At 65.8% G+C, this 19971-nt stretch carries 17 protein-coding genes; 6 read left to right on the top strand and 11 right to left on the bottom strand.

All coding sequences use genetic code 11. The features are described 5' to 3' along the window. The 8 genes from fauA to ACUDP5_RS14675 form a co-directional block, all read right to left on the bottom strand. Positions 1 to 2223, bottom strand: coding sequence for a TonB-dependent alcaligin siderophore receptor FauA (gene fauA / locus ACUDP5_RS14710; protein WP_445659170.1), 2223 nt, complete (start codon positions 2221 to 2223; stop codon positions 1 to 3). A 116-nt stretch (positions 2224 to 2339) separates the two neighbouring features. Next, positions 2340 to 3563: a multidrug effflux MFS transporter gene (locus ACUDP5_RS14705; protein ID WP_445659169.1), complete on the bottom strand. Its 1224-nt coding sequence runs from the start codon at positions 3561 to 3563 to the stop codon at positions 2340 to 2342. Between the two features lie 114 nt (positions 3564 to 3677). Beyond that, positions 3678 to 4592, bottom strand: coding sequence for a helix-turn-helix transcriptional regulator (locus ACUDP5_RS14700; RefSeq protein WP_445659168.1), 915 nt, complete (start codon positions 4590 to 4592; stop codon positions 3678 to 3680). A gap of 205 nt (positions 4593 to 4797) precedes the next feature. After that, complete coding sequence (locus tag ACUDP5_RS14695) at positions 4798 to 5964, bottom strand: aromatic ring-hydroxylating oxygenase subunit alpha (RefSeq protein ID WP_263915086.1); 1167 nt, start codon at positions 5962 to 5964, stop codon at positions 4798 to 4800. A 41-nt stretch (positions 5965 to 6005) separates the two neighbouring features. Next, positions 6006 to 6755, bottom strand: a complete 750-nt coding sequence (locus ACUDP5_RS14690) for a siderophore ferric iron reductase (RefSeq protein WP_445656416.1) — start codon at positions 6753 to 6755, stop codon at positions 6006 to 6008. Continuing rightward, the gene (locus ACUDP5_RS14685) at positions 6752 to 8605 is read right to left on the bottom strand and encodes an IucA/IucC family protein (protein WP_445656415.1); all 1854 of its coding nucleotides are present in this window, start codon (positions 8603 to 8605) and stop codon (positions 6752 to 6754) included. The genes ACUDP5_RS14690 and ACUDP5_RS14685 overlap by 4 nt, the downstream gene beginning before the upstream one ends. Next, a complete protein-coding gene (locus ACUDP5_RS14680) occupies positions 8602 to 9207 on the bottom strand; it encodes a GNAT family N-acetyltransferase (RefSeq protein ID WP_445656414.1) in 606 nt (201 codons plus the stop codon). Before ACUDP5_RS14680 ends, ACUDP5_RS14685 begins: the two co-directional genes overlap by 4 nt. Before the next feature lie 13 nt (positions 9208 to 9220). Continuing rightward, positions 9221 to 10618, bottom strand: a complete 1398-nt coding sequence (locus ACUDP5_RS14675; RefSeq protein ID WP_445656413.1) for a lysine N(6)-hydroxylase/L-ornithine N(5)-oxygenase family protein — start codon at positions 10616 to 10618, stop codon at positions 9221 to 9223. Between the two features lie 394 nt (positions 10619 to 11012). Between ACUDP5_RS14675 and ACUDP5_RS14670 the strand changes: the two genes are divergently transcribed. The 3 genes from ACUDP5_RS14670 (at position 11013) to ACUDP5_RS14660 (ending at position 13225) form a co-directional block, all read left to right on the top strand. Then, a complete protein-coding gene (locus tag ACUDP5_RS14670) occupies positions 11013 to 11627 on the top strand; it encodes an ATP-binding cassette domain-containing protein (RefSeq protein WP_263915081.1) in 615 nt (204 codons plus the stop codon). Next, positions 11618 to 12418 (top strand): ABC transporter permease, encoded by an 801-nt coding sequence (locus tag ACUDP5_RS14665; protein WP_263915080.1) that lies wholly within the window; start codon positions 11618 to 11620, stop codon positions 12416 to 12418. Before ACUDP5_RS14670 ends, ACUDP5_RS14665 begins: the two co-directional genes overlap by 10 nt. Before the next feature lie 162 nt (positions 12419 to 12580). Then, positions 12581 to 13225 carry a VTT domain-containing protein gene (locus ACUDP5_RS14660; protein ID WP_263915079.1) on the top strand — a complete coding sequence of 215 codons (645 nt, stop codon included), beginning with the start codon at positions 12581 to 12583 and terminating at the stop codon, positions 13223 to 13225. A 37-nt stretch (positions 13226 to 13262) separates the two neighbouring features. Here ACUDP5_RS14660 and ACUDP5_RS14655 read toward each other — a convergent pair whose 3' ends face one another. After that, entirely contained in the window at positions 13263 to 14105 is an 843-nt protein-coding gene (locus ACUDP5_RS14655; RefSeq protein ID WP_445656412.1) for an enoyl-CoA hydratase/isomerase family protein, read from the bottom strand. A gap of 119 nt (positions 14106 to 14224) precedes the next feature. Here ACUDP5_RS14655 and ACUDP5_RS14650 point away from each other — a divergent pair, with 119 nt between their 5' ends. Then, positions 14225 to 14584: a winged helix-turn-helix transcriptional regulator gene (locus ACUDP5_RS14650; RefSeq protein ID WP_445656411.1), complete on the top strand. Its 360-nt coding sequence runs from the start codon at positions 14225 to 14227 to the stop codon at positions 14582 to 14584. Between the two features lie 23 nt (positions 14585 to 14607). Here ACUDP5_RS14650 and ACUDP5_RS14645 read toward each other — a convergent pair whose 3' ends face one another. Beyond that, on the bottom strand, positions 14608 to 15633 hold the full coding sequence (locus tag ACUDP5_RS14645) for an alpha/beta fold hydrolase (RefSeq protein WP_445656410.1): 1026 nt from the start codon (positions 15631 to 15633) through the stop codon (positions 14608 to 14610). Between the two features lie 165 nt (positions 15634 to 15798). On the opposite strand from ACUDP5_RS14645, the gene ACUDP5_RS14640 reads away from it, so the two are divergent. Continuing rightward, a complete protein-coding gene (locus tag ACUDP5_RS14640; RefSeq protein ID WP_445656409.1) occupies positions 15799 to 16719 on the top strand; it encodes a LysR family transcriptional regulator in 921 nt (306 codons plus the stop codon). A gap of 171 nt (positions 16720 to 16890) precedes the next feature. Next, on the top strand, positions 16891 to 17232 hold the full coding sequence (locus tag ACUDP5_RS14635) for a hypothetical protein (protein WP_445659116.1): 342 nt from the start codon (positions 16891 to 16893) through the stop codon (positions 17230 to 17232). 180 nt (positions 17233 to 17412) lie between these two features. Here ACUDP5_RS14635 and ACUDP5_RS14630 read toward each other — a convergent pair whose 3' ends face one another. Further along, positions 17413 to 19641, bottom strand: a complete 2229-nt coding sequence (locus ACUDP5_RS14630) for an NADP-dependent isocitrate dehydrogenase (RefSeq protein ID WP_445659115.1) — start codon at positions 19639 to 19641, stop codon at positions 17413 to 17415. Positions 19642 to 19971 lie beyond the last annotated feature (330 nt).

Raw genomic sequence — 19971 nt, 5'->3', positions numbered from 1 at the left:
TCAGTACTGCGCGCGCACCGTCAGCATGACGTTGCGTGGCGCCCCGTACCAGCCCTGGCTATAGAAGCCGATCTGGTCGTAGTACTTCTTGTCCAGGACGTTGTTCAGGTTCAGCGTGGCCGAGACCTGCTTGGAAACATCGAAGCGCGCCATCAGGTTGAGCAGCGCGTAGCTGCCTTGCTCCACGTCGACGTTGCCACGCGGGCTGGCCGCGGACTGGAACATGCGGCTTTGCCAATCGACCCCGCCGCCCACCGTCAGGCGATGCAGGTCGCCGGGCAGCCGATAGGTGGTGTACAGCTTGAACAGGCTGCGCGGGTGGCTGGTGTTGATCGGTTTGCCGTCGGCGTCCTTGGCCGTGAAATGCGTATAGCTGGCGCCAATGTTCCAGCCGGGCGCGAGCTGGCCGTTGGTTTCCAGCTCAAAGCCTTCGACCTTGGCGCCCGAGACCGCGCGGTACGCCTGCGTGCCGGGCATGCCGCTCACGGATTCGCCCGGGATGGCCTGCGCCAGGTTGTTCTGGCGGGTCTGGTAGAGCGACACCGCGGCGTTCAGCAGGCCGTCCAGGTAGGCGGCCTTCAACCCGACTTCGTAGCTCTTGCCATCGATGGGCGGCAGGATCGAACCGCTGGGCGTGCGTGCATTCTGCGGCTGGAAGATCTCGGTATAGCTGGCGTAGGCCGTGTAGGTGCTGTTGATGTCGTAGATCAGGCCGGCATAGGGCGTGAACTGGTCGTCGATCTTGTATTCACGCTTGCTGCCGAAGTAGGTCTGCCTGGTTTCCCAGTTGCTCCAGCGACCGCCCACGATCAGGTGCAGCGGGTCGGCCAGCGAGAACCGGCCCACCGCGTAGGCGCCGGTCTGCTTGACCCGCATGTCGTCCGCTGGCGTCTTGGTGCCGGACCAGGTCGGTTCGGCGATGTGATCCTGGCGCCAGTCCATGAAGCTGCCGATGGCCGGCTTGGCCCCCGTCTGCAGATACTGGCCGATATTGCTGTGGTCGTTCACGCTCATCCAGCCCAGCGCCAGTTCGTGCTTGCGCCCCAGCAGCTGGAACGGACCCGACAGGGTCAGGTGGATGTCGTCGCGGGAGCGGTCGCCGTCGTAGTTGTTGAATGCGCTGGTCATGCCCGCGCCGGTGGTCCGGTTGGGATAGCCGCCGCGGAACAGCTGCTTCATCAGGTAATTGCCGTCATTGTGGCTATAGGCGGCGCGGGCTTTCCAGTCGTTGGCAAAGCGGTGGGTCAGGTCCACGAAGGTGGTGGTCGACTCCGTATCCATGCGAGCCCAGCGCGTATTGTTGGCCACCGATCGATTGAAGTCGGTGCGCGAACCGTCGCTGTAGAACAGCGGGAAGCCGCTGCCAAAACCATTGCTCTGGCTGCGCTGGTATTCCAGGCCAGCCGTCAGCACCGTGTCCGGCGTCAGGTCGGCGCTGATCACGCCGTAGAAGGTGCGCTTGCGCGAATCCAGGAAGGTCACGTAGCTGTCGCCCTGGCTGTAGGCGGCCACGAAGCGCGAGCGGATGCGGCCGTTCTCGGTCACCGGCACCGACAGGTCCAGGTCGCCACGCAGATGGTCCCAGCTGCCTGCGCTGGCGCTGCCCGACAGCGCGAATTCGCGCAGCGGCTTCTTGCGGATGAAGTTCACTGCCGCCGACGGGTTGCCCGATCCGGTCATCAGGCCGGTGGCGCCGCGAACGATCTCGACCCGGTCGTAGATGGCGGAATCCAGGTCCGTGGCGCCGTAGTTCCACAGGCTCAGGATCGGCGAGTTCAGCCCGTCGAACTGGAAATTGTCGATCGAAAAGCCGCGCGACGAGAACGACAGCCGGTTGCTGTCGCTGCGCGTGACCGAGATGCCGGGCGCACTGGCCAGGATCGCGCCGGTGTCCTGCAAGCCCTGGTCTTCGATCTGCTGGCGCGTCACCACGCTGACCGACTGCGGCGTCTCGCGCGGTGACAGCGTCAGGCCGGTGGCCGTGTTCATCGCGTCGGTGGTGTAGGCATGGGTGCCTTCCGTGGTGCCGGGGATGCCGGCGCCGCTGACGGTCACGGCGGGCAGCTGGGGCACGCCGGACGTGCTTTCGGATGAAGACGCTGCCGGCGTCGCCGCCCGTTGGGCGGCGGCGCTTTGGTGGGTCAGGGCGGAGCAGAACAAGGCCGTCTGGATCGCATAGACAAGAGGACGCACCCGGCGCAAACGGGCGGCGGGCGTGGGCAGAACGGACGGCATGAGGGCGAGCTCCAGCGGAAATGTTTGGTAATGAGAATTATTGATTTTTACCGCTGCCCTTTTGTATGCCGAACGATGCGATGCATATGGCAAACGCCGCCGGCCTATCCCGCCTGCGCTTTGGTCAGCGCCGGGTCGCCACGGTGCAGCCAGGCCCAGCCCGCCGCGCTGGCGGCCACGCAGGCCAGCATCGCCACCGCCAGCCGCAACGGCTGGCCATAGACCAGCGGCACGCACCAGCCGCTGACCACCGAGAAGGTCAGCATCTGCAAAAAGCCCAGCACCGACGCCGCCGTGCCCGACAGATCGGGCACCCGCGCCAGGATGCGCAGGGTCATCGCCGGCACCGACATCGCCAGCCCGCAGGTGAATACGCCCGGCAGCAGCACCGCCCAGGGCAGGCGCGGTGTTTCCGCGGCGGCCACATACAGCACGTTGGCCAGGCAACTGCCGCCCATCAGCAGATAGGCCAGCAGCGTGATGCGCGAATCGGGCCACTTGCCGGCCTTGCGCGCGGCGAACAGCGCGCCGGCCATGGCGCCCGCCACCAGCGGCACGAACAGGTAGGCAAAATCCGTTTCCGGCAGCCCCAGCACGTTGGCGATGAAATCGGGCGCCGCGCCTATCAGAAAGCCCTGGGCCGCGAACAGCAGGCTGAACGCCAGGCCCAGCGACATGTAGCGCCGCTCGCCCAGCACGCGGGCGTAGTTGGCGCCCAGCGTGCGCCAGGCCAGCGGCTGGCGCTGCGCGGGCGGCAGCGTTTCGGGCAGGCGCCGCGCGCACAGCAGCCAGGCCGCGCCCGCCAGCGCCGTCAGCAGCAGGAACACCGACCGCCAGCCCTGGTGCGCCGCCAGGTAGCCGCCGATGATGGGCGCCAGCGCGGGCGACAGGTTGAACACCAGGATCAGGTACGACATGGCCCGGCGCGCCGGCACCCCGTCGTAGCAGTCGCGGATGATGGCCTGGCCCACCACGATGCCTGCGCCGGCCGACAGGCCCTGCACGGCGCGCCCGGCCAGCAGCCAGCCGAAGCTGGGCGCCAGCGCGGCCATCAGCGCCCCGCAGATGTACACCCCCAGCGCCGTCAGCACGATGCGCCGCCGCCCCAGCGAATCCGACAGCGTGCCGTGCAGCAGCAGCATCGACGCATAGCAGGCCATGTAGACTCCCAGCGTCAGCTGCACGGTTTCCTGGGACACCGAAAATTCCCGCCCCAGCGCCCCGAAGGCGGGCAGGTAGGCGTCGATGGTGGCGGGCGCGACGCAGGCCAACAGGCCCAGCATCAGCACCATGACGGGAAAAGACGGCGGGGATTCGGGGCGCGGCACGACGGCATCCATGGCAGGCGCCTCCCGGGATGGGAGGCTCTGCCGCATGGTCGCCTGCCCGGCGCCCGGGCATGAATGGGGAACGCTGCAAGAGCAATGGGCAGCGCCGGACGTTCAGTTCAGCTCGCTGGGCGCGATGCCGTAGCGTTCGCGAAACGCCGTGGCGAAGTTGGTCGCGTGGCGGTAGCCCACGAAATGCGCCGCCTGCTGCACGCTGCAGCCCTGGGCCAATTGTTCGCGCGCCACCTCCAGCCGGCGTTCGCGCAGCCAGCTGAACACCGACCGCTGGTAGGTGGCCTGGAACTTGGCGCGCAGGGTGCTGGGGCTCATGCAGGCCAGCCGCGCCAGGTCGTCCAGCGTGTGTTCTTCGCCGGGCGCGTTGTGCAGGCGTTCGCGTACCCGTTCCAGCAGCAGTCGGTCGCGTTCGGACACCGCGCTTTCCGTGGGCGCGCCGGATTCCAGCGAGGCCAGGGCGTGGGCCAGCAGCTGCGTCGCCACGCCTTCGCGCAACATGTCCTGCAGCGGCCCGTCCCAGGCGCAGTCCAGCAGGTGCTCGATGGCCTGCAGCAGGTGGCCCGGCACCTGCCAGCGGCGCAGCCGCAGGGCAGGCGAGCGCAGCGCCTTCCAGATCATCTCGCTGGTGCGGTCGTCGCCCGCGCTGTCAGGGTCCGACAGCGACAGGTTGACGCTGCGCAGGCGCTGCCCGGGTTCATGGATGCCTGTCATGGCGACGGTATCGCCATACAGCGCGCTGACGCCGCTATGCGCGGCCAGGCGCACGTCGTCGTGGCGGTCGATGCGGGTGCGGGCATGGCCTTGCAGCATGACGATGGCCGAGAAGCGCGGCGACATCATCGATGTGGCCTCGTAGTGCTGGTGCACCCGCACGTCGGACAGCACCAGGGTCAGGCCGGGACGGATGGCGCATTTCTCGACGCGGCCCTCGGCGATGCAAAGATGGTCGGGGTCGCCGCGCACCGCGCGGTCCAGCTGCGGCAGCCGATAGCGGAAACCGCTCTGGTCGCCCATGCGGTTGAAGTCGGCGACGGTGAATTGGGCGGGGGAGGCAGATGGGTTCAAGATCGTCACTCGCGTTACGGGATGAGCCCTTGGCGGCGCGGAAAGCACCGCCAAATGTGCAAATGAGAATAACATATATTCGCATTGTTGCCGGCAAATTCGCCCCTCGTTCCGCCACCGATTTGCCGGCAGCGGCCTGCCTCCCGGCCCGGGTTCAAGGCGCCGCGCAGTCGCCCAGCTGATCTCCCATGATGTCGCGGTACCACTCGTGAAAGTGCTGCATGCCGTCTTCCATGGGCGACTGGTACGGTCCGCTTTCCGATACGCCCCGACGCAGCAGCGCCAGCCGGCCGGCGTCCATGCGTTCGCCGATCTCGTCGTCTTCGATGGCGGTTTCCATGTAGGCCGCGCGCTGGGCCTCGACGAATTCGCGTTCGAACAGCGCGATCTCTTCCGGGTAGTAGAACTCGGCGATGTTGATGGTTTCCTGCGGGCTCTTGGGGTAGAGCGTCGACAGCACCAGCACGTGCGGGTACAGCTCGATCATGTGGGTGGGAAAGTACGTCACCCAGATCGCGCCAAAATCGGGCGCCGAGCCGCCGCGGTAGCGCATCAGCGTGTCGTGCCAGTCGGCATACACGTCAGACCCCGGCTTTTCCAGCGCGTCGTGCACGCCCACGCGTTGCAGGCTGTACTGCTGGCCGAATTCCCAACTGAGATCGTCGCAGGTGACGAAGCGCCCCAGGCCGGGGTGGAACGGGCCGACGTGGTAGTCCTCCAGGTACACCTCGATGAAGGTCTTCCAGTTGTAGTTGCACTGGTGCACCTCGACGTGGTCCAGCACGTAGTCCGAAAAATCGAACTCGGGCCGGGTGAACAGATTGCCCAGGTCGCGCTGCGGATCGCGCGGGCCCTCGAACAGCAGGCCGTGGCAGTGCTTCAGTGGAAAGCGCGGCAGGTTCAGGCACGGCGTGCTGGGAAACTGCGGCGCGCCCAGGATCTGCCCCTGGTTGTCGTAGGTCCAGCGGTGCAGCGGGCAGACGATGTTGCCGCCGGTGGCCGACAGATTGCCCGCCGGGTTGGCCGGTCCGGTCACCGCGCCCGTTTCGCCGCCCAGGATCAGCGCCTGGCGGTGGCGGCACACGTTGGACACCAGTTCCACGCCGTGCGCATTGCGCACCAGCACCCGGCCGCCTTCCTCGTGGGGCAGGCGGCGCCAGTCGCCCGGCTCGGGCACGCCTTTCTCGTGGCCCACGTACAGGGCCGATTGCTTGAATATCATTTCCTGTTCGCGGGCGAACAGGGCTTCGTCGAAATAGGCCCGAACGTGCAGCGGGCTCAACGCCTGTTGCACGTGCTCCAGGCGGCCAATGTCCGTCATATCCGACTCCTTGTGCCGTCGCGCAAGGCCCGGCCCGCCTCTCAGGCGGGCACGGCGCTCTCGGCGTCGATCCGGGCGATGCGTTCGGCAAGATCCAATTTGGGGCAGGTGCTGCAATAGTCGCCGTCGCGCCTGCGGAAATAGTGGCAGCAGACCTGCCGGTCGACAGCAATGACCGGCAGCGTTGCGCGCTCGTAGGTCAGGTAGCCGCTGCGTCCGTCGATGCCCAACAGGCCCAGCCAATGGCCGGCCTGTTCCTGGGCCCAGGCATTGGCCGCGGCGCAGTCGCCCTGGCGCGCGGCCAGCAGGGCGTACAGCACACAATCGGCCTGCATGCTTTCGGCGGCGCGCGGACTGACCCGCAGCACCTGGGTCAGCTCGCGATAGAAGGTGGCGCAGATATTGCGCAACTGCGCGGCGGCGGCCTGCATGCGTTCGCGCAGGTTGCCGCGCAGGGGTTCATGGCGGTCCAGCGTGTAGCCGATGACGAAGCCGTCGGGCGGCACCGGCTGGCTCATGCGGGACAGGTCCGGCACGATCGGGCTGCGGTGCGCGGCGAACACGCTCAGGTACACCGGCTGCCAGATCAGCAGCCCCCAGCAGCGCAGCGCCAGGTAGTGCGGCCCGGCCTCGGGATAGCGGCGCTGCCAGCAGTCGCGCAGTTGCACGATCAGCGCGCCGTTGTCGGCGCCCGGGCGAATGCCCGGGGCCGCCGCCGGCGCGACCTGGCCCGACAGCCCGGGCACGAGGCGGTCGGTCAGGTCCAGCAGATCGTCCAGGTCGCGGTTCACGCAAGCGCCCGCGCGGTGTCGCCCACGCCCTGGCCCAGCCACTGGGGCCGATAGGGGGCAATGGGGTTGGCCAGGTTGGGCGCCATCTGGAAGCTGCCGATGGGGTCGGCCAGGTTGACCATCTGCAGGTTGTTGGCCAGCTGCAGGCGGTTCAGGCACGAATGGATCATCTCGGGCGCGAACAGATCGTACTGGCGGTATTTGTCCAGGCGCTCGGGGTGCGCCTCCTGGTAGGCGATCACGCGGCCGGCCACCAGCTTCCAGAACGCGTCTTCCTGCATCACGCCGCTGTCGGCCAGCACCTGCGACAGGTGACGGAAATAGCCTTCGAACACATCCACGAAGATGGTCAAGAGCTTGAATTCCTCGGGCACGTCGGCGGCCAGGCGGCGCGCGTTCTCGGGCAGCACGGCGTTCGGGTTCAGGATCGACGATTCCTCGGCAATGTCCTTCATGAAGGCGCGCACCGGCACGTGGTCTTCGATCACCAGGATCACGTTCTCGCCGTGCGGCATGAACACCAGGTCGTGCGCATAGAAGCAATGCACCAGCGGCGTCAGGTAGGCGTCCACATAGCGTTCCAGCCACGCGGCCGCGTCCAGGCCCGAGGCGCGGATCAGCGCCGGCAGCAGCGCGCGGCCGTCCGGGTCCACGTGCAGCAGCGCCGCCATGGTCATCAGGCGCTGCTGCGGCCCGATCAGTTCCGTGGGGTTCTCGCGCCACAGCGCCGAGAACATCTTCTTGTACGGCGTATCCACCGAAATGGCCGCTTCGTAGTAGTAGTTGCGGAACCCCAGCGACGCCGCTTCGCGCAGGATGGTGAAGCCGTTCTCGCGCAGCCACGGGTCGGACGCGATCAGCTCGTGCAGGTATTCGTTGATGGCCGGCGTGCCCGACATGTAATACGGCGACAGCCCGCGCATGAAGCCCATGTTCAGGATCGACAGCGACGTCTTCACATAGTGCTTGCCCGGCTGGCTGATGTTGAAGAAGGTGCGGATGGACTGCTGCGCCAGGTATTCGTCGTCGCCATAGCCCAGGCACACGATCTTGCGCGTGGCCACATAGGGCGCGAACGCCAGCGACAGCTTGTTGAACCACTGCCACGGGTGCGACGGCATGAAGAAGTAGTCGGCCGGGTCCAGCCCCTGGTCGCGCAGCGCCTGCGTGTAGCGGGCAACGGTGGCCGCACCCAGTTCGTCCCGCAGCAGGCTGTCGTAGTCCATGGTCGACAGGCACGCGAAGTGCGCGTTGTCCTTGTGCACTGCCAGCCACATCACGCGGATCGGGCTGGCGCACTCGGGTGCATAGACGTGGTAGTCCTCGGCGTCAAAGCCCAGCCGGCCGTTGTTGGCCACGAAGCTGGGGTGGCCCTCGATCATCGACGTTTCGATGGTCTGGTAGTCGGCCAGCGCCAGCTCGGCCGCTGGCAGCGCGGCGCGGGTGTGCTTGTAGGCGCTGCCGTGCAGGGTGCTGGTGATTTCGTCCAGGTAGATCGGCAGCCGGTCTTCGGGCATGCCCAGCTTGTCGCGGATCTCGATCACGAACTGCAAGGCGTCCAGCGGCGCCGGCGTGCCGGCCATGGTCTTGCTGATCGACTCGGCCGGAATGCGCCAGTGGCGCATTGCCATCAATTGGGCATCGAACTGGTATTCGGCATGGCCGTCGGCCAGCACCAGGCGGTAGCGGTCAAAGCCGGGCGCCTCGGACGGGCCCAGGCGCTCGGGTTGCAGCAGCCATTCGTGGGCGTATTCCGAAATGGCCTTCTTCACCAGCAGGCGGTTCGCTTTTTCCCAGACCTCGGGGGCAAGGTGGCTGGCGATCTGGGCGGGGTGGGGCTGGGTGCTCATACGGTGGACTCCTGGAGTTGGGCCTGTTCAAACTGCTGCCGGGTGCAGAAGGCGATGCTGGCGGTCTTCTCGCGAAAACGCGCCTGGCCGGCGTAGACAAAACCCATGGCCAGGTTCAGCGCATGGATCTTGCTGTTGTTGCTGTCGGGTTCGACCACCACGCGGCGGGCTTGCAGACGCTCGAACATGAAGCGCATCACAAAGGCCAGCACGTTGCGGCTGAAGTGGGGAATGCGGACTTGGGGCGGGCCGATGAAGATGTGCATGCCCAGGTCGCCGTCGCGTACCGGGTAATGCTCGCCGACCTGGTCGTGCGCCGGGTCGTAGCACTCCACCAGGAACGCCGGACGGCCGTCGTGGCTGCCCAGCCAGGCGCCGGCGTGGCCGCTGCCTTGCAGGGCTTCGTAGAATTCGCGCACCTGCGCTTCGGAGAATTCCTGCATCGACCAGAAGCGGGCGTAATCCATCGAGAACCACTGGCGCAGCAGGGCGGCGTCCTGGGCCGGGTCCAGCGGGCGCAGCGCCAGGCCCTGGCCTTCGTCGTAGTGGCTGCGCGCCTGGCGGTCGATTTCGCCCAGAAAGGCGGATGTCATGGTGATCATGGCGGCTCCGGAGTCAGACGGTGGCGGCGCGATGCCCGTCCAGCATGGGCATCAGTTCAGGGGCGATGCTGCCGCGGCAGGCGGGCGCGGCTTGCGGCGCGCGGTGGGCCAGCACGCCATTGGCCGGCGGCCGGAATTCCTGCAAGGCGGTGCGCGGTTCGATCGCGTAATGCTCGTGCCCCGTCAGGTCGCGCAGGATCTGCGAATTGCGGTAGCAGCAGAATCCCAGGTCGGGGTTGGTCACCCCATGGCTGAGCAGGCCGCTGTTCTGTACGAAGATCTCGTTGCCGCCGTGGTCGATCGTGTAGTTGCGCGCAATCTGGTAGCCGCCGTCCTCGGCCCAGGCAATGCGGTCGTGGATCGGGTTGACGCACGCGGGAATGCTGCGGGCATAGCCAGTGGCCAGCACCAGCCCGTCGGTCGCGTGCGAAAACGGCTGGCCGGTATCGACGTGGCGGAATTCCAGCTGGTAGCGGCCGCTGGCGCGATCGTGACGGCTGGCGCGCAGTTCGGCGTTGGTCAACAGCGTGTAGCGCTTGTCGCCGTTGTGGATCTTCTCGTCCAGCAGGTCGTAGATCTGGTTGATCAGTGACGCGTTGATGCCCTTGTACAGGCTGCTCTGTTCGGCCAGGATCTCGCGGCGGCGCGTTTCCGGCAGGTCGTAGAAATAGTTGGTGTAGTCCGGCGAGATCAGTTCCAGCGTGAGCTTGGTGTTCTCCATCTGGAAGAACCGCGGCGACCGCGTGATCCACGCCAGGCTGTAGTCGTGCTCGTCGCTGTCGCGCAGCAGGTCGTGGAACACCTCGGCCGCGCTCTGGCCGCTGCCGATCACGGTGATCGACGCGCGCCGCTGCAACTCGGTCTTGTGGCGCAGGTAATCGGCGCTATGGATGTACGGCGCCTCGCGCCGGTCGCAGCAGGAGGGCAGCACGGGGTGCGAGCCCAGACCCAGCACCAGCTTGCGGCAGCGGACCATGAAGCGTTCGCCGTTGACCGTGTGCTGGCCGGTCACCAGGTAGGTGTCGGTTTCCGGGTCGTGCAGCACGCTTTGCACGTCGCTGTTGAAGCGCAGGTTCGGCAGGCGGGCCGCCACCCATTTGCAATAGCGGTTGTACTCGGCGCGGGTCAGGTAGTGGTTCTCGCGCATGTAGTACGAGTAGATGCGACCGGTCTGCTTGCAGTAGTTCAGGTAGCTGTATTCGCTGCGCGGATCGGCCAGGCTGACCAGGTCCGCCAGAAACGGGTTCTGCAAGGTGGACGCCTCGATCAGCATGCCCGGATGCCAATCGAAGCCCGGCTTCTTGTCCAGGAACAGGGCGCGCACGCCGGGCAGCGGCGCCGACAGGCACGCCAGGCTGAGATTGAAGGGGCCTAGGCCGATCGCGACAAAGTCATAGATTTCACGGTTCATGATGGTTACGCCTTTTTGCGGAGTCTCTCGTTGCACGGACGATGCCCGGGGCAGGGCATACTCGGAACAGGGCCGGCTAATCAGGCGGAACGGGACGGGACCGACTCGTTGGGCCGTCGGTCCACTGCAAGCACAAAACATGTCCATCGCCGGTATTGCATGAATTGAACATCTGTATAGGTATGATTTTCATTTGCAATATAGACACTCTAGCAAATGGTTTTTGGGTGCGACGCATCGGCCGCCCCATGCAGGCGGCGCCCATATGCAGGGTGGCAAAGCGCATAGGGACACGGCCGACGGGCATATCGTTATGGCGTGAAAGCGACCCCGCACCAGGACAGGGCGCCGCACGAGGGTGCCGCGTGAACCTGCGCGGGTTATGCTTGCCGCCATGTCAGATACACGTCCCGTGCTCAGGCTGCGCGGTGTCTATAGCGAGCGCTTGTCGCCCGTCAGCCTGGACCTCGCGGCGGGCGAATGCGCCGCCATCACCGGCCCCTCGGGGTCGGGCAAATCGCTGCTGTTGCGCCAGGTCGCCGACCTGGACCCCGGCCATGGCGAAATCGAACTCGACGGCGCGCCGCGTTCCGGCATGCGCGGTTATCAATGGCGCCGCCAGGTGATCTACTGCCAGGCCGAGGCCGGCTGGTGGGACGACCGCGTTGCCCCGCACTTCACCGACCGCGCGCGGGCTGCCGAGCTGTTGCAGCGCATGGGCCTGGCCGCCGAGAAAATGGATGCGCTGGTGCAGGAGCTATCCACCGGCGAACGCCAACGGGCTGCCCTGGCGCGTGCCCTGTCGCTGTCGCCGCGCGCGCTGCTGCTGGACGAACCCACCGCCGCGCTCGATCCCGCCGCCACCGAATTGGTGGAAACCGAATTGCGCCGCTATCTGGACGGCGGCGCGGCCATCCTGATGGTCACGCACAACCCCGACCAGGCCCGGCGCATGGCCCGCCGTGGCTGGCGCATGGAGCAGGGCAGGCTGGAGCCGCAATGGACGTAATCAAACTGCAGGCCACCGACCTGATCATTGCCTCGCTGCTGGTGGTGCTGTCGGCCGGCATTTCGTTTGCGCTGCGCCTGAACCTGCAAAAGCAGGTGCTGTGGGCGGCGCTGCGCACCGTGGTGCAGTTGCTGCTGGTGGGCCACATCCTGCGCATCGTGTTCGCGCACGCGGCGCCCTGGCTGACCGCGCTGGTGGTGGCCGTGATGATGGCGCTGGCCGCCCGCGAGGTCGCCGCCCGGCCCAAGGCGCGCCTGGCCGGCCACGGCAACGGCTATGTCGGCACGCTGGCCGTGGTCGCCACCACCGTCATCACCGCGCTGTTCATCCTGTCGACCGCGCTGCGGCCCGAGCCCTGGTACGACCCGCGCTACACCATCGCCCTGGTCGGCATCGTGCTGGGCAGCGTGCTCAACGCCGCCAGCCTGGCGCTGGACGGCGTGCTGTCCGGCGTGCGCCGCGAAAAGCTCGCCATCGAAGCGCGCCTGTCGCTGGGCGCCACCGCGCACCAGGCCTTCGCCTCGCTGCTGCGCGAATCCGTGCGCCGCGGCATCGTGCCCAGCATCAACCAGATGTCGGCAGCCGGCATCATCACGCTGCCCGGCATCATGACCGGCCAGATCATCGCCGGCATGGACCCCATCGATGCCGCCAAGTACCAGATCCTGCTCATGTTCCTGCTCTGCGGCGCCAGCGGCATGGCCGCCATGGGCGCCGCCTACGGCGCCATGCGACGCCTGACGGACGAGCGCGGCCGGCTGCGGCTGGACCGCCTGAACGCGGACCATTGAGCGCCTGGGCTGGTCGGATCGGCCGCCGGGCGCAATCGCCTCGCGGCTCGGATGTTGGCGGGGCGGCATTGTTGGCCGATTTGATGAAATATCAACGGGGCATCCTGCATAATGGGCCCCTGACATCAACGCCGGCTCCGCCGGCCCCGCACAGGAATTCGAATGAGTATTACCGAGATGTTCGCGTGGTTGACCAGCGAACAGGGCCTGATGGCCCTCTTGGCGCAGAACTGGGTGCTGGGCACCTGCATCATCGCCGCCATCATCTTCATCGAGACCGGCCTCGTCGTCATGCCGTTCCTGCCCGGTGATTCCCTGCTGTTCGCCGCCGGCGCCTTCCTGGGCCTGGCCGGCATCGATCCCATCGTGTCCATCGCCGCCATCACCGCGGCCGCCATCGCCGGCGACGCGCTCAACTACGCCATCGCTTCATCCAGGTGGGGCCAGAAGCTCGCGCACAGTCGATGGGTCAAGCCCGACCACCTGGAACGCGCGCGGTCCTACTTCGCCCGCTACGGCGCCATGACCATCACCGTGGCGCGTTTCGTGCCCATCGTGCGCACCGTGGCCCCGTTCGTCGCCGGCCTGTCGCAGATGCCGCGCCACACGTTCTTTGCCTACAACATCGTCGGCGGCATCGTCTGGGTCGGCTCGATGATCCTGGCCGGCTACTGGCTGGGCTCCATCGCCTGGGTCCGCACCAACCTGCACTGGGTATCCGTCATCATCATCGGGCTGTCGTTGATACCGGTCGTGTGGCAGTGGCTGCATCTGCGCCGGGCGCGCAAGCTGGCGCAGCAGTCGTAAAGGTCAGGCCGGCCTTTCTGTCATGGTGCTGAGTCGGTCAGTCTGCCTGGGCATCCAGATCACGCAGCAGCCGTTCCAGATTCCGCTCGCCGGCCTTGGTCTGCGCGCCGGCCTGCAAGCCGCCACGAATCAGCTTTTCGGCGGCGGCAAGCGCAAACAGATCTGCCCAGGCTTCATGTTCGCGGTGCAAGCCTGATCGCAGATCCGTTGGCGGAATGGCCTTTTTCGCGGCAGCGATGACGCCCGGCGGCAGTGCCGCGATATTGCGGGCAATCCGGCGCACAAAGCCCTCCAGCTCATCCGCCGGCAGGGCGCGGTTCACCCAGCCATAGCGCTCGGCCGTCTGCGCATCGACCAGGTCGGCGCCCAGAATCACTTCAAGAGCACGCCCGCGCGTCATGCGCTGTGACAGGTATTGCGTGGCGCCGCCGCCGGGAATGATGCCCATCAAGGCCTCGCATTGCGCCAGGCCCGCCCGGCCGATGGCCGCGAACGTCATGTCGGCGGCCGCTACGAATTCCGCGCCACCGCCACGCGCCAGGCCTTCGAGCTTGACGATCGTGACTTGCGGCTGCGCGCGGATCATTTCGCCCAACGCCTGGAACGGGTTCAAGCCATCCGGCGCGTCTTTGGCGATTTCGTCGAAGGCAGGGGGCTCGTCGATCAGCGTCATGTCCACGTGCGCGATGAAGAACTCGGGATCGGCGCTTTGAAACACGATCACGCGCGTCTGGGGATCGTCGCGCGTTGCCGTGAGAAAGCGGCGCAGGTCGTGCATCAGCGCGACATCCAGCACGTTGACGGGGGGATTGTCGAGGGTGACGGTTGCCACGCCTTGTTCATGTTCGATGTGAAGCCTGGAATACGTCGAATGGTTCATGAGACACCTTGTCATGGATTGTGCGGCCAGGGTTTCCCGGCCAGTGCAATCATGGTATCTATTGCATACCTAGTGTCAATCACGCACCTTGAGCATCCCAAGTATGCCGGAACATACCTATGCACGCTGATCTTGACCCCGTCTATCGCGCCGATTGCCCCAGCCGCGCCATCCTCGACCAAATCGCCGACAAATGGTCGATGCTGGTCTTGATGGTGCTGCGCGAACCGCGTCGCTTCAACGCCATCAAGCGGCGTCTGGACGGCATTACCCAACGCGTGCTGACGCAAACCCTGCGCAAGCTGGAACGCAACGGCATGGTGACGCGCACCGTGATCGATGGAAAAACGCTTGGGGTCGAGTACGCCTTGACGCCCCTGGGCAAGTCGCTCGAAACGCCATTCGCTGCGCTGTACGGCTGGACGGTCGACAACATGGACGCCATCCAGGCCTGCCAGGCGCGTTACGATCAGCAGTGACGGTGCCGCGTGCCGCTGCGGCGTCAAAGATTGTGGCTTTGCAGCCAGCCGCGGATCGCGTCGATGTGCTCTGCCTTGCATTCCTGCGGCAGCCAGTGTCCGGCGGGCAGCGAGGTCGCCGTCAGGTCTGCGCAGGCTGCGCGCATGGGGTCGCCCTGGCGATTGCCCGTAATGCTGCAGATTGGGTCGAATTCGCCGTTGATGAACAGCACCGGCTGCAAGAGTCGACCGCGTTCGGGCGCGCCGAGCGCATAAGCGATGTTGGCCGCGTCGTTCAGATACCAGGCGCAGGCGGCCCGAAAGCCGCGACGCCTGAACTGCTGCACCAGCACGTCGAAGTCCGCCGGCGGCCAGATCGCGGGATCCGCCTGGGTCGGCGGCGCACGATGGGCGGCGCCGAAGCGGCCGCCATTGCGCGTCACGAGCGCGTTCGGCGACACCTTGCCGACGCCATCCGGGTTCCCTGATCGGAAAATCGATGCCAGCGAGGCGCCATGATCCGCATCCAGGTCGGCGACGGCCGCGCGGAAATGGGTCGTGTAATAGCGGAAGTAATCCCACTGGCCGTCGGGGTACGAATCGGCCGGATAAATCGTCCGGTCGATCAGCGGAACCAGCGTGGGCAGGGCAAATCCATCGGGTTGGTACGCCAGCGAGGTCAGCACCACGCCGCGACTGCGCTTGGACTGGTGCGCAGACAGCCCCGCGGCCACGGCGCTGCCCCAGTCGTGCCCGACCCATATCGCAGGCTTGCCGCCCAGGTGGTCGTGCAGCTCGACCAGGTCTGCTACCACGGCCTCGACGGTGTAGTCGTCGCTGGCCTCAGGCGCGAATGAATCGCCATAGCCGCGCAGATCCGGCGCGACGCAGTGCCAGCCTTCGGCGGCAAAGGCCGTCAACTGGGCGCGCCACATCAAGCCGGTGCACGGCCAACCGTGCAGGAAGATCATCAGCGGCCCGTTGGTCGGCCCACTTTCCAGGTAATGCGTTTGCTGACGCGGCGTGCTGAACCTGCGCGATACCAGCGTGGGGCGATTGGGGTGCGTCATGGGCGAATCCTGCGGCGCGATGGGTCGGTGATGTCTGACATGCTAGAGGGCAGCGTGTTATCTGAATAATGCTCAGGTTCTATGGAAGTTATCCGAATACTGCATAACGACGTTATGCTGGGTTTGCCTGTCTGACAGGCCCCACCCCGACTAGCGGAGGCGCCCGTGGAATCCCGCCTTATCGAGTTCTTCCTGCGCGTTGCCGAACTCGGCAGCATCAACAAGGCTGCGGCTGACCTGCGGCTTTCCCAGCCGGCGCTGTCGCGACATATCGCCTTGCTCGAGCACCAACTTCGCGCCAAGCTCTTTACGCGGACCCGGGGCGGCGTGCAGGTGACCGAGGCCGGTACGCTGTTGGTCGAGCGCGCCAGGCCGATTCTGCGCCAGTGGACGTCGCTGATCGACCAGGTGGGCGACCGGGCGGCTGGCCAGCTGTCCATCGGCATTGCGCCGTCGTGGCGCCACTTGTTCACGTCGCACTTCGTGGCGCGGCTGGTTGCGCAATATCCGGGCGTGCGCCTGCGTGTTCACGAGGGCGTGAGCCACGAGCTGCGAGAAGCGATGCATTCCGGGATGCTCGACCTGGCCATCGTGCCGTTCGAAGGCTCGCCGCCTCAGGGCTATGTCCACACCCCGCTGGTTCGAGAGCCGCTCATTCTTGTAGGGGCAAAGGAAGAAGGCTTGCGGCCTGACAAGCCAGTGCCGTTGTCGCGTCTACAGCATCGCAAGTTGGCCTTGGCGGGAAAACAGAACGTCATCCGGTCGACCATCGAGCGCTCGATGGCCCGTCGCAACCTCGAATTCAACATCCTGTTCGAACTCGATGCGATGCATCTTTCCATGGATCTGGCGCGCCAGGGCATCGCGGACACCGTGACGCCATGCTGTGCAGTCAGCGGCAACGCGTATTGGGAAGACGCCATTTCATGGAGTCCGATCCGCGGCGCCTACATGACGTGGTCGCTCTGTGAAAACGTGGCGCGGTCCCATTCGCAAGCGGTACGCGAAGGGCAACGGCTGGTGCTCGAACGGGTTGATGAAATCATCGACAGCAAAGTCTGGCGCGGCGCGCAGCGCCTGCAATAGGGGGGATTGGCATGAAAAATGCCTGCGGTCCCGCCAAGGGCCGCCGGCTTGATTTTGGCACCATCGTCTCAGGGTAGGCATCGCGTACCCTTCTTTAAGAAAGTTCCAATGTCCCTGGACCTCAAGGGCGTCTACAAGCGTTAGATACCGTTTAGTTCCAAGGAATTTCGTATGGTCCGCCGGATTGTCCTGCTTGTATTGTTTGCGTCCAGCGTAGCAGCGCTTATAGGCACCGCCGCGTGTGGATTGCGCGCCCGAACATTCAACGCCGCCTTCGACAAGCTAGAGCCGGGCGACAGCGAGGCCACAGTTCTACAGCTTTTCGGCGCGCAACCATCCGTGCGGGAAGCACCGGGCCAGCCATTTTTTCGATACGCGTCCGATGCTTGCAAAGGGGCCTGCGCAGCGCGGTTGTGGTTCGAGAACCGGCTGTCACTGGATACGCAGGCGTGGTCGGTTGAGTTTGACCGCGACGGCAGATTGATCAAGAAATCGCGCTGGATATCGCCGTAGGCACCCATTTCAACGCCATAGCCTGGACCCCGCTTTGTCCGGCATAGCGAGGGCGGCTGTGCTTGCAAGCGCCAAGTCAATGCGCGGCGCGACAATTCAGGCATGAAAAAAGCCGGCGGCCCCGCAAGGGACCGCCGGCTTTGTCGCGTCCGGGCCTGGCGGCCCGGGGCGGGGCGGGGCTTAGCCGATGTTGGCCAGCACCTGGTTCAGCGTGGCGCTGGGGCGCATGGCGCGGCTGGCCTTGTCTTCGTTCGGCTGGTAGTAGCCGCCGATGTCGACCGGCTTGCCTTGGGCCGCCTTCAGTTCTTCCAGGATCTTGGCTTCGTTCTTGACGAAAGCGGCCGCGGCCGGCGCGAACAGCGCGGCCAGGGCGGGATCGTCGTTCTGGTCGGCCAGGGCTTGGGCCCAGTACGTGGCCAGGTAGAAGTGGCTGCCGCGGTTGTCCAGGCCGCCGACCTTGCGGTCGGGCGACTTGTTTTCGTCCAGGAACTTGGCGGTGGCCAGGTCCAGCGTGCTGCCCAGCACTTGGGCGCGGGCGTTGTCGTACGCGCGGCCCAGGTGATCCAGCGAGGCGGCCAGCGCCATGAATTCGCCCAGCGAATCCCAGCGCAGGAAGCCTTCTTCCAGGAACTGCTGCACGTGCTTGGGCGCCGAACCGCCGGCACCGGTTTCGAACAGGCCGCCACCGGCGACCAGCGGCACGATCGACAGCATCTTGGCGCTGGTGCCCAGTTCCATGATGGGGAACAGGTCGGTCAGGTAGTCGCGCAGCACGTTGCCGGTGACCGAGATGGTGTCCAGGCCTTCGCGGATGCGCTTGACCGAGAACTTGGTGGCTTCGACCGGGTCGAGAATGCGCAGGTCCAGGCCGCTGGTGTCGTGGTCGTTCAGGTACTGCTTGACCTTGGCGATGACCTGGGCGTCGTGGGCGCGCTTTTCGTCCAGCCAGAACACGGCCGGCGTCTTGCTGACGCGGGCGCGGGTGACGGCCAGCTTGACCCAATCCTGGATGGCGGCGTCCTTGGTCTGGCACATGCGCCAGAGGTCGCCGGCTTCCACGGTTTGTTCCAGCAGGACCTTGCCCGAGGCGTCGGTGACGCGCACGGTGCCGGCGGCCGGCACGATGAAGGTCTTGTTGTGCGAACCGTATTCTTCAGCGGCCTGGGCCATCAGGCCGACGTTGGGCACGCTGCCCATCGTGACCGGATTGAAGGCGCCGTTCTTCTTGCAGTCGTCGATGACGGCCTGGTAGACACCGGCGTAGCTGCGGTCGGGAATGACGGCCTTGGTGTCTTGCAGCTTGCCTTCGGCGTTCCACATCTTGCCCGAGTCGCGGATCATGGCGGGCATGGAAGCGTCGACGATGACGTCGCTGGGCACGTGCAGGTTGGTGATGCCCTTGTCGGAATTCACCATGGCCAGCTGCGGCAGCGTCTTGTAGGCGGCGTCGATGTCGGCGGTGATCGCGGCTTGCTGGTCAGCGGGCAGCGACTGGATCTTGGCGTACAGGTCGCCAATGCCGTTGTTGGGATCGAAGCCGACCGACTTCAGGACGGCGGCGTGCTTGGCCAGCACGTCTTTGTAGAACACGGACACCACGTGGCCGAAGATGACGGGGTCCGAGACCTTCATCATGGTGGCCTTCAGGTGCACCGAGAACAGCACGCCCTGGGCGCGCGCGTCGTCGATCTGGGCCTGCAGGAAAGCCTTGAGCTTGGCGGTCGACAGCACGGCGGCGTCGATGATCTCGCCGGCCTTGACCGGGGTCTTTTCCTTGAGCACGGTCTGGGCGCCATCGGCAGCGACCAGGGTGATCTTGACGTCGCCGGCGTCGGCGATCAGGGCCGACTTTTCGGTGCCGTAGAAATCGCCGCCGTCCATGTGGGCCACGTGCGACTTCGAATCCGCCGACCAGGCGCCCATCTTGTGCGGGTGCTTGCGGGCGTAGTTCTTGACCGACAGCGGGGCGCGGCGGTCGGAGTTGCCTTCGCGCAGCACGGGGTTCACGGCGCTGCCCTTGACCTTGTCGTAGCGGGCCTTGACGTCACGCTCGGTGTCGTTGGCCGGGGCATCCGGGTAGTCGGGCAGCTTGTAGCCTTGTTCCTGCAGTTCCTTGATGGCCGCCTTCAGTTGGGGCATCGAGGCGCTGATGTTCGGCAGCTTGATGATGTTGGCTTCCGGCGTGACGGCCAGGGCGCCCAGCTCGGCCAGGGCGTCGCCCAGCTTTTGGCTGTCTTCCAGGTAGTCCGGGAACAGCGCAATGATGCGGCCTGCCAAAGAGATGTCGCGGGTCTCGACCGTAATACCAGCGGACTTCGCGAAGGTCTGGACGATGGGCAGCAGCGAACGGGTTGCAAGCGCCGGAGCTTCGTCGGTGAGGGTATAGATAATCTTCGGAGTAAGAGACATGATCCTTGAATCTGTTCGGCTGTGGCGCTAGGCGCAAACCCGAACATGCTATGCGGCGTCAGCCGGTAGATGTTGTCGAGAGTGGGTTCGTATGGGCTGACGGATGCCGCGCCGTGTTCAGCCCGGCATCTGTCAGCCCAACATGGCGCCGCCCGTCCTTTATTTGCAGGTTCGATTGCTCGACCGCCTGGAAGGTGCGACTGCCACGAACCGAACATTGTAATACCGCGCTTCGCCTGCCGTGCACAGAAATAGGCGCCAAATGCCCGAAGGGTGGCCGAATCGGCCCGGTTTATTACCGAAAGACGGGGTTTTGTGCGCAGAAATGGC

The organism is Achromobacter sp. NCFB-sbj8-Ac1-l (genome assembly GCF_052695805.1).
The sequence above is the reverse complement of the archived record's forward strand: the minus strand, read 5'-3'. Positions and strand labels throughout refer to the sequence as shown.